This window comes from Mycobacterium hubeiense (assembly GCF_002838065.1).
GTDB lineage: Bacteria > Actinomycetota > Actinomycetes > Mycobacteriales > Mycobacteriaceae > Mycobacterium > Mycobacterium hubeiense.
This window is the reverse complement of record NZ_PIZU01000011.1, coordinates 64,508-80,557: the sequence shown is the minus strand read 5'-3', so window position 1 is coordinate 80,557 and position 16,050 is coordinate 64,508. Positions and strand designations below refer to the sequence as shown.

At 68.0% G+C, this 16,050-nt stretch carries 16 protein-coding genes; 9 read left to right on the top strand and 7 right to left on the bottom strand.

Annotated features, from left to right (window positions below):
* The first annotated feature begins 173 nt into the window (after positions 1-173).
* Positions 174-827: an HU family DNA-binding protein gene (locus tag CWS39_RS11035; protein ID WP_102142958.1), complete on the top strand. Its 654-nt coding sequence runs from the start codon at positions 174-176 to the stop codon at positions 825-827.
* 57 nt (positions 828-884) lie between these two features.
* On the opposite strand, the gene mutT1 is transcribed toward CWS39_RS11035, so the two are convergent.
* From mutT1 to cofC, 3 genes are read right to left on the bottom strand one after another with little or no spacing between them, the layout of a single operon-like run.
* A complete protein-coding gene (gene mutT1 / locus CWS39_RS11030; RefSeq protein ID WP_199178065.1) occupies positions 885-1,808 on the bottom strand; it encodes an 8-oxo-(d)GTP phosphatase MutT1 in 924 nt (307 codons plus the stop codon).
* Positions 1,809-1,860: 52 nt separating this feature from the next.
* On the bottom strand, positions 1,861-4,038 hold the full coding sequence (locus tag CWS39_RS11025) for an RNA degradosome polyphosphate kinase (protein WP_199178073.1): 2,178 nt from the start codon (positions 4,036-4,038) through the stop codon (positions 1,861-1,863).
* Between the two features lie 55 nt (positions 4,039-4,093).
* Positions 4,094-4,753, bottom strand: a complete 660-nt coding sequence (gene cofC, locus CWS39_RS11020; protein ID WP_102143016.1) for a 2-phospho-L-lactate guanylyltransferase — start codon at positions 4,751-4,753, stop codon at positions 4,094-4,096.
* 62 nt (positions 4,754-4,815) lie between these two features.
* Here cofC and CWS39_RS11015 point away from each other — a divergent pair, with 62 nt between their 5' ends.
* From CWS39_RS11015 to CWS39_RS11005, 3 genes are read left to right on the top strand one after another with little or no spacing between them, the layout of a single operon-like run.
* Positions 4,816-5,796, top strand: coding sequence for an NAD(P)H-dependent glycerol-3-phosphate dehydrogenase (locus tag CWS39_RS11015; RefSeq protein WP_102143015.1), 981 nt, complete (start codon positions 4,816-4,818; stop codon positions 5,794-5,796).
* Between the two features lie 5 nt (positions 5,797-5,801).
* Positions 5,802-6,926 (top strand): cystathionine gamma-lyase, encoded by a 1,125-nt coding sequence (locus CWS39_RS11010; RefSeq protein WP_102142956.1) that lies wholly within the window; start codon positions 5,802-5,804, stop codon positions 6,924-6,926.
* Between the two features lie 40 nt (positions 6,927-6,966).
* A complete protein-coding gene (locus tag CWS39_RS11005) occupies positions 6,967-8,070 on the top strand; it encodes a D-alanine--D-alanine ligase family protein (RefSeq protein ID WP_102142955.1) in 1,104 nt (367 codons plus the stop codon).
* Between the two features lie 32 nt (positions 8,071-8,102).
* On the opposite strand, the gene CWS39_RS11000 is transcribed toward CWS39_RS11005, so the two are convergent.
* A complete protein-coding gene (locus tag CWS39_RS11000; protein ID WP_255413001.1) occupies positions 8,103-8,594 on the bottom strand; it encodes a DUF3515 domain-containing protein in 492 nt (163 codons plus the stop codon).
* Positions 8,595-8,638: 44 nt separating this feature from the next.
* Entirely contained in the window at positions 8,639-8,881 is a 243-nt protein-coding gene (locus CWS39_RS10995) for an Lrp/AsnC ligand binding domain-containing protein (RefSeq protein ID WP_102142954.1), read from the bottom strand.
* Between the two features lie 85 nt (positions 8,882-8,966).
* Between CWS39_RS10995 and CWS39_RS10990 the strand changes: the two genes are divergently transcribed.
* Positions 8,967-9,920, top strand: coding sequence for a thiamine-phosphate kinase (locus tag CWS39_RS10990; RefSeq protein WP_102142953.1), 954 nt, complete (start codon positions 8,967-8,969; stop codon positions 9,918-9,920).
* A 15-nt stretch (positions 9,921-9,935) separates the two neighbouring features.
* The gene (locus tag CWS39_RS10985; protein WP_102142952.1) at positions 9,936-10,619 is read left to right on the top strand and encodes a uracil-DNA glycosylase; all 684 of its coding nucleotides are present in this window, start codon (positions 9,936-9,938) and stop codon (positions 10,617-10,619) included.
* 74 nt (positions 10,620-10,693) lie between these two features.
* Here CWS39_RS10985 and CWS39_RS10980 read toward each other — a convergent pair whose 3' ends face one another.
* Positions 10,694-11,020, bottom strand: coding sequence for a hypothetical protein (locus CWS39_RS10980; protein ID WP_102142951.1), 327 nt, complete (start codon positions 11,018-11,020; stop codon positions 10,694-10,696).
* Between the two features lie 45 nt (positions 11,021-11,065).
* The gene (gene rpmB / locus CWS39_RS10975; RefSeq protein ID WP_102142950.1) at positions 11,066-11,257 is read right to left on the bottom strand and encodes a 50S ribosomal protein L28; all 192 of its coding nucleotides are present in this window, start codon (positions 11,255-11,257) and stop codon (positions 11,066-11,068) included.
* Positions 11,258-11,471: 214 nt separating this feature from the next.
* On the opposite strand from rpmB, the gene CWS39_RS10970 reads away from it, so the two are divergent.
* From CWS39_RS10970 to CWS39_RS10960, 3 genes are read left to right on the top strand one after another with little or no spacing between them, the layout of a single operon-like run.
* The gene (locus CWS39_RS10970) at positions 11,472-13,097 is read left to right on the top strand and encodes a DAK2 domain-containing protein (RefSeq protein WP_102142949.1); all 1,626 of its coding nucleotides are present in this window, start codon (positions 11,472-11,474) and stop codon (positions 13,095-13,097) included.
* A gap of 2 nt (positions 13,098-13,099) precedes the next feature.
* On the top strand, positions 13,100-15,340 hold the full coding sequence (gene recG, locus CWS39_RS10965; RefSeq protein WP_102142948.1) for an ATP-dependent DNA helicase RecG: 2,241 nt from the start codon (positions 13,100-13,102) through the stop codon (positions 15,338-15,340).
* The gene (locus tag CWS39_RS10960) at positions 15,337-16,038 is read left to right on the top strand and encodes an HNH endonuclease family protein (RefSeq protein WP_102142947.1); all 702 of its coding nucleotides are present in this window, start codon (positions 15,337-15,339) and stop codon (positions 16,036-16,038) included. Before recG ends, CWS39_RS10960 begins: the two co-directional genes overlap by 4 nt.
* The last annotated feature ends 12 nt before the right edge of the window (positions 16,039-16,050 follow it).

Below are 16,050 nucleotides of genomic sequence, written 5' to 3'. Positions count from 1 at the left end.
CTGCCAACCCGGTTCTCGACACCCGTCTCAGGACGCCAAGCGCGGCAAGCGGATTGCCAAAAAGTTCGCCAGCTATACCTGAAATTGCGCGTGGCTCTTGGAAATCAGTGGTCACAGGGTTTACCGTGTCCTCTAGTCGGTCCAAAGTGGACCACTGGTTTCGGAGGTTTTGCATGAACAAAGCAGAGCTCATCGACGTACTCACGCAGAAGATGGGCACCGATCGTCGGCAGGCCACCGCCGCCGTCGAGAACGTTGTCGACACCATCGTGCGCGCGGTGCACAAGGGTGACAGCGTGACCATCACCGGCTTTGGCGTTTTCGAACAGCGCCGTCGTGCCGCTCGGGTGGCGCGCAATCCGCGCACCGGTGAAACGGTGAAGGTCAAGCCCACGTCCGTGCCGGCATTTCGCCCCGGCGCTCAATTCAAAGCGGTTGTCTCTGGGGCACAGCGACTCCCAGCGGAAGGACCAGCAGTGAAGCGAGGCGTAACTGCAGGACGGCCGGCGGCCAAGAAGGCCGTTAAGAAGGCAGCGGCCAAGAAGGCCGTGCGCAAGGCTGCGGTCAAGAAGGCCGTCAAGAAGGCAGCGGCCAAGAAGGCCGTGCGCAAGGCTGCGGTCAAGAAGGCCGTCAAGAAGGCAGCGGCCAAGAAGGCCGTGCGCAAGGCTGCAGTCAAGAAGGCCGCCAAGAAGACGGCGGCCAAGAAGACCGTGCGCAAGGCTGCGGTCAAGAAGGCTGCCAAGAAGGCTCCGGCTCGCAAGGTCGCCAAGAAGACGGCCAAGAAGGCACCGGCGCGCAAGGCGCCAGCCAAACGCGGCCGCAAGTAGATTCGCCGACGGCACGCCGCGGGTCCAGTCGACCCGCGGCGTGCCTACCTGCGGTCGCTACCTCTTACTGGCCAACGGGCTGCCCATGTGATCGGCCGCGACCAGGTGTCCGTCCGCGAGCGACATCACCCACGTACTTCCCTTGCGATTGCCCTTGGACTGCGGGCGCACTCCGTCCCGCTCGCACCACCACGAGATGAGGTCGGGAATCACCTTGCCCTGCGTGCAGATCACCGGGGTACCGCCCGCCTCGGCGATCTCGAGCACCCGACGCCGGGCGGCATTGCGATCGTCGGCGTACGCTTCCTCGGTCAACCCGGGTTCGTTGTGAATGCTGACTCCGAGTTCTTCGGCCAACGGCTCGAGCGTCTGGTGGCAGCGCACGCGGGCGGCGGCGTAGAGCTCTGAGGCACCGAAGGCCAGCAGTTGACCCACAAGCGATTCAGCCTGAGCTCGACCGTGCTTGTCCAGTGGGCGCTTTCGGTCGTCGCCTTTGTAGCGGGACTTGCTGCCCGCGGTGCCGTGTCGGACGATCAGCACCGTCTGCGTGTCGACGGGGCGTCTGGCGAAGCGCCGCAACACCTTCCGGTCATGCGGGTAGACCACGTGTTTCATGGCCTCGTCGACGGGTAGCCAAAGAAGCTTGTCGACTTCGGCATTGGGCACGAATTCGCCGTCGACCAGGCGCGCCGCCCAGTACCAAACCTTCTTCAGCCCCTGCTCGACTGGATAGCTCACCGCGCCCAACCGCCGGCCCAGATGGGCGTGGTAGCCGGTCTCCTCGCGCACCTCGCGCACGGCGGTGACGGGTTCGGTCTCGCCAGGGTCGACCTTGCCTTTGGGCAGTGACCAATCGTCGTAACGCGGACGGTGGATGACTGCCACCTCCGGGGCGGCGGAGTCACCGTTCGAGCGCCACAGCACCGCGCCGGCGGCGTGGACGGCCTTGGCCGGGACGGGGTCTGGCGAAATCTCTAGCACCTCAACTCCTGCAGGTCGTTCGGGGCGCTGCGCCCACCTTCAGCCGGCCGGTTCAGGGATGCCGGTGCCGTTCCATCAACGACACCTGATGGTCTCGAACGGTCGCCCCCTCCTGCGGCGAGGCCGTCCAATGCCCGTCGGAACCCAATTCCCAGCACCGGGTGGCGGGATCCAAGGCCGACTCGAACACGTCGTTCAGTTGTGCGGTCAGGCGGGGATCCTTCACTTGAGCCATCACCTCGACCCGCCGGTCGAGATTACGATGCATCATGTCGGCACTGCCGATCCAGAACTCGTCGATGGCGCGGAAGTGAATAATCCGCGAGTGTTCCAGGAACCGGCCGAGAATCGAGCGCACGGCGATGTTCTCCGAGTACCCCGCAACACCGGGCCGCAGCGCGCAGATGCCGCGCACCACCACCTCGATGGGCACCCCGGCCTGTGACGCACGGTAGAGCGCGTCGATCACCTGCTCGTCCACCAAGGCGTTGGCCTTGAGCCGGATACCGGTCTCGGCGCCGGAATGGGCTGCCGCGATTTCCCGATCGATGCGTTCGATGATGCCCTTGCGCACCCCGTGCGGCGCCACCAGCAGATTGCGGTAGGAATCCTTGCGCGAGTAGCCCGTCAGCGAGTTGAACAGGTCGGTCAGGTCGGCGCCGATGTCGGGTGCGGCGGTCAGCAGGCCGACATCCTCATACAGTCGCGCGGTTTTCGGGTTGTAGTTGCCGGTCCCGATGTGGCAGTAGCGCCGAATCGCCGAGCCCTCACGGCGCACCACCAACGCCGTCTTGCAGTGGGTCTTGAGCCCGATCAGGCCGTACACCACGTGCACGCCCGCATCTTCCAGTGCCCGTGCCCATTTGATGTTGGCCTGCTCGTCGAAGCGCGCCTTGATCTCCACGAGCGCCACCACCTGCTTACCGGCCTGGGCGGCGTCGATCAGCGCGTTGGCGATCGGCGAGTCACCCGACGTGCGGTACAGCGTCTGCTTGATGGCCAGCACATTGGGGTCGGCGGCCGCCTGTTCGATGAAGCGCTGCACGCTGGTGGAGAACGAGTCGTACGGATGGTGCACCAGCACGTCGCCGTCGCGCAGGGTGGCGAAAATGCTCTTGGGCGTTTCGCGTTCGCCGAAGGCCGGGTGGGTGGCCGGAACGAACGGCGGGTCTTTCAGATCCGGACGGTCCACGCCGTAGATGTCCCACAGTGATGACAGGTCGAGGAAGCCGGGCACCTGGATCACATCGCCGGGATGCACGTCGAGTTCGCGCAACAGCAACTCGAGCATGTTCTCGGTCATGTCGTCGGCGACCTCGAGGCGCACCGGTGAACCGAAGCGGCGCTTGGCCAGTTCACGCTCGAGTGCCTGCAGCAGGTCCTCGTCGCGGTCCTCTTCGACTTCCATGTCCGCATTGCGGGTGATCCGAAATGCGTGGTGCTCCACGATTTCCATGCCGGGGAACAACACCGGAAGGAACGCGGCGATCAGCTCTTCCATCGGCAGGAACCGCACGACGGAATCGCCTTCGCGGTTGGGCAGTTGCACGAAGCGGTCGACGTTGTCGGGAACCTTGATTCTGGCGAAGTGCTGGCCACCGTTCTCGGGCTGCTTCACGGTGATCGCAAGGTTCAGGCTCAGCCCGCTGACGAACGGGAACGGATGCGCCGGGTCCACGGCCAGCGGGGTGAGCACCGGGAACACCTGCTCGTGGAAGTACATCGACAGTTGGTCACGTTCCGCATCGTCGAGGTCGGACCAGGCGACGATGACGATGCCCTCGTCGGCCAGCGCGGGGCGCACCGAGTCGAGGAACACGTGGGCGTGCCGGTTGGCGATCTGCTGGGTGCGTTCGCTGATCCGGCGAAGCTGTTCACGAGGCGACAGACCGTCGGCTGAGCGCACCGACAAGCCCATCTCGTCGCGGCGTTTGAGGCCTGCGACGCGCACCATGTAGAACTCGTCGAGGTTGGAGGCGAAAATCGCCAGAAACTTCGCTCGCTCCAGCAGCGGCAGCGACGGGTCGGCGGCAAGGGCCAGCACTCGGGAGTTGAAGTCCAGCCAGCTCAGTTCGCGGTTGAGGTAGCGGTCCTCGGGCAGGGGCTCGGGCAACGCGGAGTCGACGGCGGGCGTCGTCGCCGCAGGTGGAGCCTCCGGTGCCGCGTCGGTGGACACCCATTCGGCGTCCTCGGTGCGGATCTGGGCCTCGGCTTCGGTCACGCCTCTGATCTTCCCTTATCGGGTCGTGGTCTTGCCACCGCGAGACCGACCTGGGACAAGGCCGTCACCGTTGCCGGGCGATGGCTTGAGCCGTCGCCGCGCCGACACCGAGGCGCCGCGCCACCATGAGGTCGTCGGGTGTGTCGATATCGCAGCGCAGACCCGGCCACGCCCCGGTCAATTCGATGGCTCCCGAATGCCGATGACGCTGAGCGGAGTCGGGTCCGAAGTGGGGGTCGAGCGGGACGCCGAACGCGAACAGCGCCGAGGTGCCCGTGCCGTGCCGGTCGCCGACGAAGCTGCGCTGGTAACCGCGTGCGGCGGCGATCGCCTCCGCGAGCTCTTGTGGTTGCATCGCAGGCAAATCGCCTTGCAGCACAACGATATTCGGGGTCGATTCGCGCAGCGCCGCCTCGGCGGTGGTGATGGCGTTGTTCAGCGGGTTGCGGTGTCCCGGGGGAGTGGGATCGGCCAGCACCGCAGCGCCCAACTGGCGCGCCGCGTCCGCCGCCACGTCGTCGGGCGTGACGACGGTGACGGCGGCGACGGCCGACGCGGCGGTGATGGTGTCGACGAGCATGGCCAGCACCACCGCTTCGCGGGTCGACGCCGAGAAGATCGGCGCCAGCCGGGTCTTGGCGGCGGCGAGCCGCTTCATCGCGATCACCAACGCGACATCATCAGGCGCCGCCGAGGCGGGTCCGGTGCCGTGTGTGCCGCTCATGAGCGCCATCCTGCCAGGGGCCGGTGCCGCGTTAGGGTGAAGCCGTGGTGCAGGCGGCGGTCATGGGAGCTGGTGCGTGGGGAACGGCACTGGCCAAGGTCCTCGCGGACGCGGGCAACGACGTCACCCTGTGGGCACGTCGTCCCGAGTTGGCCGATGAGATCAACGACACGCACCGCAACACCGGCTATCTCGGTGATGCCGAGCTGCCCAAGTCGATCCGCGCCACCAGCGACGCCACCGAGGCGTTGTCCGATGCCTGCACCGTGCTGCTCGCGGTGCCGTCGCAGACCCTGCGCACCAACCTCGAACAGTGGGCCGGCCTGATCGGCGACGACACCACGCTGGTCAGCCTGGCCAAAGGCATCGAATTGGACACGCTGATGCGGATGAGCCAGGTCATCGTGCAGGTCACCGGTGCCGATCCGGCCCGTGTCGCGGTGGTCACCGGCCCGAACCTGGCCAGCGAGATCGTCGACGAGCAGCCCGCCGCCACCGTCGTCGCCTGCAGCGATTCCGGCCGTGCGGTGACGCTGCAGCGGGCGTTGTCGACCGGGTACTTCCGTCCGTACACCAACGCCGACGTCATCGGCGCCGAAGTGGGCGGCGCATGCAAGAACGTCATCGCGCTGGCGTGCGGCATGGCCGCGGGTGTCGGGCTGGGGGAGAACACGCTGGCCGCGATCATCACCCGCGGACTCGCCGAGATCATGCGACTCGGAATCGCCTTGGGCGCCAAGCCCGCCACCCTGGCCGGGTTGGCCGGCGTCGGTGACCTGGTCGCCACGTGCACCTCGCCGCATTCCCGAAATCGGTCGTTCGGTGTGCGTCTCGGCAAGGGCGGCACGATGGAATCCGCGTTGCGCGACGCGGGCGGCCACGTCGCCGAGGGGGTGGCGTCCTGCGAATCGGTGCTGGCGCTGGCCTCGAGTTACGATGTCGAGATGCCGCTCACCGATGCCGTGCATCGGGTGTGCCACAAGGGATTATCTGTCGACGAAGCGGTCGCCCTGCTGTTGGGGCGCAGCATCAAGCCGGAGTAGCAGCGATGGACGGCACGTACGGCGACTCGACCCGTAGCGTGAAAGCCGTTGGCTCGGAGGCAGTCCCGGGCGAGCCCGTCGCCCCGATGCCGGTTCCGGCGTCGACGTATCACCTGTCGCCCGACGAGACGGAACCGTTGGACAGCTACGGGCGCAGCTCGAATCCGACGTGGCGCCAACTCGAGTCGGCACTTGCCGAACTAGAAGGCGCCTCGGCGGCGCTGACCTTCGGGTCAGGCATGGCCGCTATCACCTCGGCGCTGCGGGTTCTCGCCAAGCCGGGGACCAAGCTCGTCGTCCCCGCCGACGGGTACTACCAGGTTCGCCGCTATGCCACGGAATATCTTGCACCGCAAGGCGTTACGGTGGTCGAAGCCAGTGCCGCCGGAATGTGCGAAGCCGCGTCGGAAGCCGATGTGGTGCTCGCCGAGACGCCGGTCAATCCGGGGTTGGACGTCGTCGATCTGCACAGGCTCGCCATGACCTGCCGGGCCCGCGGCGCAACCCTCATCGTCGACAACACCACTGCGACTCCGCTCGGCCAGCAGCCGTTGTCACTGGGGGCCGACCTCGTGGTGGCCAGCGCCACCAAGGCATTGTCAGGGCACAGCGACCTCGTCGCGGGGTACGTCGCGGGCAGCCACCCTGAGTTGATGGCCGCACTGGAACGGGAACGGCTGCTGGCCGGCCCGATCCTGGGGGCATTCGAGGCATGGCTGGTGCTGCGCAGCCTGGGCAGCGCGGGGCTGCGCTTCGAGCGCCAGTGCGCCAATGCCCAGGCGCTTGCGGTGATGCTGCGCGCACATCCGGCCGTGCGCTCGGTGCGTTACCCCGGGCTGCCCGACGATCCATCGCACGCGATCGCCACACTGCAGATGAAGCGGTTCGGCGGGCTGGTGGCGGTGGAATTGGCCGACGCGGATGCGGTGCACGCGCTGGTGGAGCGCAGCGCGCTGTTGATCGCCTCGACCAGTTTCGGCGGTATTCACAGCTCCGTCGACCGACGGGCGCGGTGGGGTGATGCCGTCACCGGCGGGTTCGCCCGGATTTCGCTCGGCATCGAGGACACCGATGACCTGCTCGCCGACATCGAACAGGCCTTGGGCGCAGCCACTGGTCGGTGGGCGTGATCCCGGGCCGATCCGGCCGGGGCGGTAGCCTCTCTAGGTTGTGACTGCCCGAATCCGTGTCGCCGTCGTCTACGGCGGCCGTAGTTCCGAACACGCCATCTCGTGTGTTTCGGCCGGCAGCATCCTGCGCAACCTCGATCCGCAGCGGTTTGAGGTGGTCGCGGTCGGGATCACCCCGGAGGGCTCGTGGGTGCTCACCGATGCGCGACCGGAAGCCTTGGCGATCACCGACGGCCGACTGCCCGAGGTCAGCGCATCGTCGGGCACCGAGCTGGCGTTGCCGGCCGATCCGGGGCGCAGCGGCCAGCTGTTATCCCTCGGCAACGGGCCGGGCGAGCTGTTGGCGGCCGTCGACGTGGTTTTCCCGGTGTTACACGGGCCGTACGGCGAGGACGGCACCATCCAGGGCCTGTTCGAACTCGCCGGCGTGCCGTATGTGGGTTCGGGTGTGTTGGCCAGCGCGGCCGGGATGGACAAGGAATTCACCAAGAAGCTGCTGGCGGCCGAGGGGCTGCCGATCGGCGACCATGTCGTGCTGCGGCCGCGGGACGCCACCGTCGAACTCGAAGACCGCGAGCGGCTCGGCTTGCCGGTGTTCGTCAAGCCCGCCCGCGGCGGCTCGTCCATCGGCGTCAGCCGCGTCAGCGCGTGGGACCAGCTGCCCACGGCGATCGCCGACGCTCGCAGGCATGACCCCAAGGTGATCGTCGAGGCCGCCGTGCCCGGCCGCGAACTGGAGTGCGGCGTGCTCGAATTCCCTGACGGCAGAATCGAAGCCAGTACGGTGGGCGAGATCCGGGTCGCGGGTGTGCGCGGTCGCGAGGACGGGTTCTACGATTTCGCCACCAAGTATCTGGAGGACGCCGCGGAGCTCGATGTGCCCGCAAAAATCGACGACCACGTCGCCGATGCGGTGCGCCAGTTGGCAATTCGGGCATTTCACGCGATCGACGGTCAGGGCCTGGCGCGGGTGGACTTCTTCCTCACCGACAACGGGCCGGTGATCAACGAGATCAACACCATGCCCGGCTTCACCACGATTTCGATGTACCCGCGGATGTGGGCGGCCAGCGGGGTGGACTATCCGACGCTGTTGGCCACCATGGTGGAGACCGCCTTGGCGCGCGGCACCGGCCTGCGCTGAGCCGCCCGTCGGCGCTGCGCGTACGGCGGGGTTCAGCGCGGCGGGGCCGGGTCGATCGGCTCGGCCGGCATCGTCGTGGTGATCACATCGGAGATCTGCTGAATCGGCGTCGGCCCCGAACCCTGCGGCAGGGTCAGCGCGACGTACACCGGGCGATCCACCGCGAACCAGGTGCTGCGCCCGCCGGTCGGATCCTTGGCCTCGAACCACTGCACCGCGTCGACCAGCTGAAGAGGCACACCGACCACGAAATCCGCGGGCCGATCCAGTCCGCAGCGCAGGATGATCGCCTCGCCGCCGGCGTCGGCCTGCCACGCCGCGGTGCCCGCCGGTGTGGGATCGGCTGTGGCCGCGCGACGGTACTCACCGAGCTGTTCGGGGACCGCGCTCAGCAGTGCTTGACATTGCGGGCTGTTGGCCTGCGGCGCAGGCACCGCCGCGATCGCGACGGGTTCCTGTTCGGGTTTTCCCTGGCGCATCGTCGCGATGGCGAGTACGCCGATCACCGCCGCGGCGGCCACCACGATCGCCGCGATCAGAAGCGCCCGCGGCGGGCCGTCATCGCTCTCTATGGTTGTGCTCCACTGGCGATCGGACAGGTCAGCGTGCGGGTGATCCCGGCCACCTGCTGCACGCTGGGCACCACGTCGGCCTGTAGTTCGGCGAGCGTATCGGCGCCGATGCGCACCACGACGTCGTAGGGGCCGGTGACGTACTCCGAGGAGAGCACACCGGGAAGTTCGGCGAGCTGTTTGGCGACGACCTCGGCGCGGCCCACCTCGGTCTGGATCAGCATGAAAGCCTCGACCACCCGCTCTCGCCTCCGTCTCCCTACATAGACTCCTCGCCGCAGGGACCAAACGTACCGCAGCCCAGGTCCGTCGGCAGGAGGCGATATGGCGAGCGACGAGGCAACCCTGGCGGGGGTGGGCGAGTTCGCGGTCATCGATCGGCTGGTCGCGGGGCGAGAGCAGCCGGCGGCGGTCGCGCTGGGGCCCGGTGACGACTCCGCAGTGGTCGTCTTCGGCGACGGCCGGACGGTGGTGAGCACCGATATGTTGGTGGCCGGACGGCACTTTCGACTGGACTGGTCAAGCCCACACGACGTCGGCCGCAAGGCCATTGCCCAAAACGCCGCCGACATCGAGGCGATGGGCGCGCGGGCGAGCGCCTTCGTGGTGGCGTTCGGCGCCCCCGGCGACACCCCGACCGCGCAGGCGCTCGAACTCGCCGACGGCATGTGGGACGAGGCGGGCCGGTTGGGCGCCGGGATCGTCGGCGGTGACCTGGTGAGCGCCCCGCAATGGGTGATCTCGGTGACGGCGCTCGGCGACCTCGACGGCCGCGCACCGGTGCGCCGAAGTGGGGCCCGGCCGGGCGACACGGTGGCGGTGGTGGGCGCGCTCGGTCGATCTGCGGCGGGATATGCCCTGTGGCACAACAATATTCAGCAAGATGAACAGCTGCGTCGACGGCATCTGGTACCCGAGCCGCCGTACGGTCAGGGATGGGTGGCCGCCGACGCCGGCGCCACGTCCATGACCGATGTCTCCGACGGTCTACTCGCCGACCTCGGGCACATCGCGGAGGCGTCGAACGTCGGCATCGACCTCTCGACGGCGGCGTTGGCCGGGGACCGTGACGCCGTGTCCGGCGCCGCGGCGGCGGTCGGTGCCGACCCGTGGGGCTGGGTGCTCGGCGGCGGCGAGGACCACGCGCTGGTCGCGACGTTTCCCGGTGCACCGCCGGCCGGGTGGCGGGGCATCGGGAGGGTGCTCGACGGGCCGCCGCGGGTGCTGGTGGACGGCGACACGTGGCAGGGAAAGCCGGGCTGGGAGTCGTTCGAGTAGTTAGGGTGACGACTCGTGACCGCACGTCCACTGCACGAGCTTGTCGAAGAAGGCTGGGCGCGCGCGTTGGAGCCCGTCGGCCCGCAGGTGGCGCAGATAGGGGAGTTTCTGCGCGCCGAGCTCGCCGCCGGCCATCGGTATCTGCCTGCTGGTCCGAATGTGTTGCGCGCCTTCACATTTCCGTTCGATCAGGTTCGGGTGCTCATCGTCGGCCAAGATCCATATCCGACGCCGGGTCACGCGGTCGGCCTGAGTTTCTCAGTGGCGCCCGAGGTGCGACCGCTACCGCGCAGCCTGGAGAACATCTTCACCGAATACACCAAGGACCTGGGCTACCCGCCGCCGGCGACGGGTGATTTGACGACGTGGGCGCAGCGCGGCGTGATGCTGCTCAACAGGGTGCTCACCGTGCGGCCGGGCAACCCCGCGTCGCATCGCGGCAAGGGCTGGGAAGCGGTGACCGAATGCGCGATACGGGCGCTGGTCGCTCGCGAACAGCCGATGGTGGCCGTGCTGTGGGGCCGCGACGCGTCCACCCTGAAGCCGATGCTCGACGGCACCGACTGCGTGGCGATCGAGTCGCCGCACCCGTCGCCGCTCTCGGCGTCACGCGGATTTTTCGGTTCGCGCCCGTTCAGCCGCGCCAACGAGCTGCTGGAGAAGATGGGCGCCGAGCCGATCGACTGGCGCCTGCCGTAAGCCTCACCGCCGAACAGACAGAGAATCGCATTACCGGGCCGCGGATCGTGCGACTCTGCGACTGCTCGCGGGGATCAGGGCACCGGGATCGGCGGCGGCGCCGGGATCGGCGGTGGCGCGGGAATGGCCGGCGGCGCGGGAATTGCGGGTGGCGACGGGATGGCCGGCGGCGACGGGATCTCGATCGTCGCGTCACCACCGTCTTCGCCTTCGCCCGCAGGGGGCGGCACGACCGGCGACGGAGACGGCGACACCGTCGTCACCACGGTGGTGGTCGTCGTGGTTTCGGTGGTGGTTTCGTCGGCGGCGTCATCACCGCCACACGCGGTCACCAGCACTCCCGCCGCGACGGCGGCACCGACGGCGGACAGGACGGACGTGGATCGGTCACGTGAGGTCATGCAGGCGGGACTAGCCCGGCTGCGCGACCGCTAAACAAACGGCAGCTAGCCGCGGCTGACCTTGCCTGCCTTGATGCAGGAGGTGCACACGTTGATGCGCTGCTTGTTGCCGCCCGGCCGGGCGGCGCGCACGGTCTGGATGTTCGGGTCCCACCGACGGCTGGTCCGGCGATGCGAATGCGACACCGACTTGCCGAAGCCGGGCGCCTTCCCGCAGATATCGCATACGGCAGCCATGTGTAGAACTCCTCGAATCAGTACGTGGGGGTCTGGGCATTGTCGCCGCGACCGGGCGCGGCGCGACCAAACAACCTGACCAGGATACCGGCCCGTCCATGGTTAGCCAAAACGCTATCCACCGGCGGCAATGTTGTGAGCGGCGATGTCTGGTGATGTCGCCGACACTGATTAGGCTGACAGCCCACGGTGGCTACGCGGAGGTGAAGGTCCGATGTCGGCTCGGCGGCTCGATGCTTCCGCCCTGCGGGACTGGTCGCACACCGCGGTCGGGGACCTCATCACCCATACCGACGAGATCAACCGGCTCAACGTGTTCCCCGTCGCCGACGCCGACACCGGGACAAACATGCTGTTCACGATGCGTGCGGCCTGGGCTGCGGCCGACGCGCAGCAGACCAGCGGCGACGTGGCGCAGGTGGCCGCAGCCCTGGCCGGTGGCGCGCTGCAGGGGGCGCGTGGCAACTCGGGCGTGATCCTGTCGCAGATCCTGCGCGGCCTGGCCGATGTCACCGCCGCCGCCGCTGAAGACCGGGGCGGCGAGCTGGCCGATATCGACGGCACCCTGTTCGGCGCCGCGCTGCGGCATGCGGTCGGGCTGGCCGTCACGTCGATGGGCGAAACCGTGCCGGGCACCATCGTGTCGGTGCTGCAGGCGGCCGCGGGCGCAGCCGAACATGCGGCCGCCGACGGCGCGGAGCTGTCCGAGGTGGTCGGCGCGGCGGCCGACGCCGCCGTGGTCGCGCTGGACAAGACCCCGCAGCAGCTCGACGTGCTGGCCCAGGCGGGTGTGGTGGATGCGGGCGGACGCGGGCTGCTGGTGCTGCTCGACGCGATGACCGTCACGCTCACCGGCCATACCCCCGAGCGCCGCGAATACCTTCCGTCGCCGACGACCGAGACCGCCACCCGCACGTCGGCGCCGCCCCAGTTCGAAGTGATGTATCTGCTCAGCGGTTGTGAACCCGGCCAGATCGAGGCGCTTCGCGAGCGCCTCGAGGAGCTGGGGGAGTCGGTGGCGATCGCTACGTCGGGTGCCGGCCAGTATTCGGTCCACGTGCATGCCGACGACGCCGGTGGCGCCGTGGAGGCCGCGTTGTCCATCGGCATGCCGAGCCGGATCCAGATCACCGCGTTGACGGGTGCGTCCAGTGCGCGTCCACCGGGCGGCTGGAGCCGTGAACGCGCGGTGCTCGCCGTCGTCGACGGTGACGGCGCGGCGGAGTTGTTCGCCGGCGAAGGGGCACACGTACTGCGGCCCGACGCCGACGCACCGGTCAGCGCCAAGCAACTGCTGCGCGCTCTGGTCGACGTCGGCGCGGCGCAGATCATGGTGTTGCCCAACGGTTATGTGGCCGCCGAGGAGCTCGTCGCGGGCTGCACCGCCGCGATCGGGTGGGGAATCGACGTGGTGCCGGTGCCCACCGGTTCGATGGTGCAGGGACTGGCCGCGTTGGCGGTACACGACGCCGGCCGACAGGCCGTCGACGACGGCTACACCATGGCGCGCGCCGCGGCGGCAGCCCGGCACGGCTCCGTGCGGGTGGCCACGGAGGAGGCATTGACGTGGGCCGGCACGTGCAAGCCCGGCGACGGGTTGGGCATCGCCGGGGACGAGGTGTTGATCGTCGCGCCTGACATCACCAGCGCCGGTGCAGGTTTGATCGATCTGCTGCTGGTCGCCGGCGGTGAACTCGTCACGGTGTTGACCGGAGCCGGGGTGGACGGCAGCGTCGGCGACGCGTTGCAGGAACATGTGCACCGCCAGCACCTCGGCGCGGAGTTGGTGACGTATCACACCGGCCACGACGGCGACGCGTTGTTGATCGGGGTGGAGTAGCGATGGCGGTGCTGGGCGATCGCTTGGATTACGTCGTCGGCCGATCGTCGGCGAAAAAGCTGGAGGAGAACTTCGGCATCCGCACGGTCAATGATCTTCTGCGGCATTACCCGCGCAAGTACGTCGAGGGCATGACGGTGCGCGGTGAGGGCGACGAACTCGATCTTCAAGAGGGCGAACACGTGACGTTCGTCGACGTCATCACCGACGCCGAACTCGGCAAGATGAAGCCGCAGATCGACAAGCGAACCGGCAAGATGCGGTACCCGAAGTTTCTGCGCATCACCCTCGGCGACCATCGCCCCAGGGTGACGGCAACCTTCTTCAACGCCGCCTGGATGAAGGACAAGCTTCCCGTCGGCACCCGCATCATGCTCTCCGGTGAGGTCGGATACTTCAAGGGCACAATGCAGTTGAGCCATCCCGACTTCCTCGTTCTCTCTTCGTCCTCAGGCAAGACGGTGGGGAGCCAGGCGATGGCGGCCATCGCCAAGACGTCTGGGGCGACCGGCGATGACCTGTTGTCGGAGTTCGAGCGCGACTTCTTCCCAATCTATCCCGCGTGCGCCAAGGTGCAGAGCTGGGAGATCTACAAGTGTGTGCGCCAAGTGCTCGACATGCTCGACCCCGTCGACGACCCGCTGCCGGAATCATTTGTGCGGCAGCGCGATCTGATGTCCGAGGATCAGGCGTTACGGGCTATTCATCTCGCCGAGAATGCCGTGGAGCGGGACCGCGCCGCCGACCGGCTGACCTACGACGAGGCGGTCGGGCTGCAGTGGGCGCTGGTGGCGCGGCGATACGGTGAACTGAGTGAGTCAGGTCCGCCGGCGCCGCGACGAGACGACGGATTGGCCGCCGCGCTGCTGCGGCAATTGCCCTTTGATCTCACCAACGGGCAGCGCGAGGTGCTTGATGTGCTGGCAACCGAACTCGCCGCCACCCGACCGATGAACCGCATGCTGCAGGGCGAGGTCGGCTCCGGTAAAACCATCGTCGCGGTGCTGGCGATGCTGCAGATGATCGACGCCGGCTACCAGTGCGCGATGCTGGCGCCGACGGAAGTGCTTGCCGCACAACATGCCCGGTCGGTCTGCGACGTGTTGGGGCCCCTGGCTATGGCGGGTCAGCTCGGCGGCGCCGACGGTGCGACACGGGTGGCGCTGCTGACCGGATCGATGTCTGCGCAACAGAAACGGCAGGTCCGCGACGAGGTCGCATCGGGCGAAGCCGGTATCGTGATCGGCACCCACGCGCTGCTGCAGGACGCCGTCGAGTTCCACAACCTCGGCTTGGTCGTCGTCGACGAGCAACACCGGTTCGGTGTGGAGCAACGAGATCGCTTGCGCGCCAAGGCCCCCGAGGGCCTTACACCGCACCTGCTGGTGATGACGGCGACGCCGATCCCGCGCACGGTCGCGCTCACCGTCTACGGCGACCTGGAGACATCGACGCTGCGCGAACTGCCCCGCGGGCGTCAACCCATCACCACCAACACGATTTTCACCCGCGAGAAACCGAAGTGGCTCGAGCGGGCGTGGGCGCGCATCGTCGAAGAGGTACGCGCCGGCCGGCAGGCCTACGTCGTCGCGTCGCGCATCGACGAAAATGACAAGAGCGGCAACGGCGAAGGCGGTCCGCCCCCCACCACGGTGGTCAAGCTGTACGACGATCTGCGCAACGGGGCGCTGTCGGGCCTGCGGCTCGGCTTGATGCACGGTCAGCTGCCCAGCGACGAGAAGGACGCCGTGATGGCGGCGTTCCGCGCCGGCCAGATCGATGTGTTGGTGTGCACCACCGTCATCGAGGTCGGGGTCGACGTGCCCAACGCCACGGTGATGTTGGTGATGGACGCCGATCGGTTCGGCATCAGCCAATTGCACCAGTTGCGGGGCCGCATCGGCCGCGGGCAGCATCCCAGCCTGTGCCTGTTGGCCACCAAGCTGCCGGAGGGATCCAAGGCGGGGCAGCGGCTCAAAGCCGTGGCAAGCACGCTGGACGGCTTCAAGCTCGCCGATTTGGACCTCAAGGAACGCCGTGAGGGAGATGTGCTGGGGCTCAGTCAATCCGGGCGTCCCATCACGCTGCGGTTCTTGTCGCTGTCCGAGCATCTCGACGTCATCCTGGCCGCCCGCGAATTGTGTGAGTCGCGCTACGAACAAGATCCGAATGATCCCGGAATGGCGGTGCTGGCAGCGCAATTCGTCGACACGGATCGCGTCGAGTATCTGGACAAGGCATGAGCCGCAACAGGTTGGGGTGGCTCGTCGCGGCGGTGCTGCTGGCGGTGGTGGTCGCCGTCCAGGTGACAACGCGCGACGCCGCCCGGTTCGTCGCGCAGGCCGACATCCCCACGGTCGCAGCGGGTGTCGATGTTCTCGCGGGTGTGGCGGTGGTCCCGCTGCGGATCCGCGGCTACGACTATCGCCGGGATGCGTTCGGCGACACCTGGACCGACGACACCACTGCTCCCGGCGGTCACAACGGCTGTGACACCCGCAACGACGTCTTGGACCGCGATCTGGTCGAGAAGACCTACGTCGCGATCAAGCGGTGTCCGCGCGCCGTGGCCACCGGCACGCTGCGCGACCCGTACACCAACGCCGTCGTCGCGTTCGTGCGCGGCAACCAGATCGGCGCGTCGGTGCAGATCGACCACATCGTGCCGTTGGCGTTGGCCTGGGATCTGGGCGCGCGGCACTGGACCGACGAGATGCGGGTGCGGTTCGCCAACGATCCCGCGAACCTGCTCGCGGTTTCCGGCGCAGCCAATCAGGACAAAGGCGATCAGGAGCCCGCGGACTGGATGCCGCCCAACCGGGCGTTCTGGTGTCAGTACGCGGTGGCGTTCATCGCGGTGCTGCGAGGCTACGCGCTGCCCGTCGATGCCCCGTCGGCGACGGTGCTGCGCGACGCGGCGGCCACCTGCCCCCACGCCTGAATGCCGAAACGG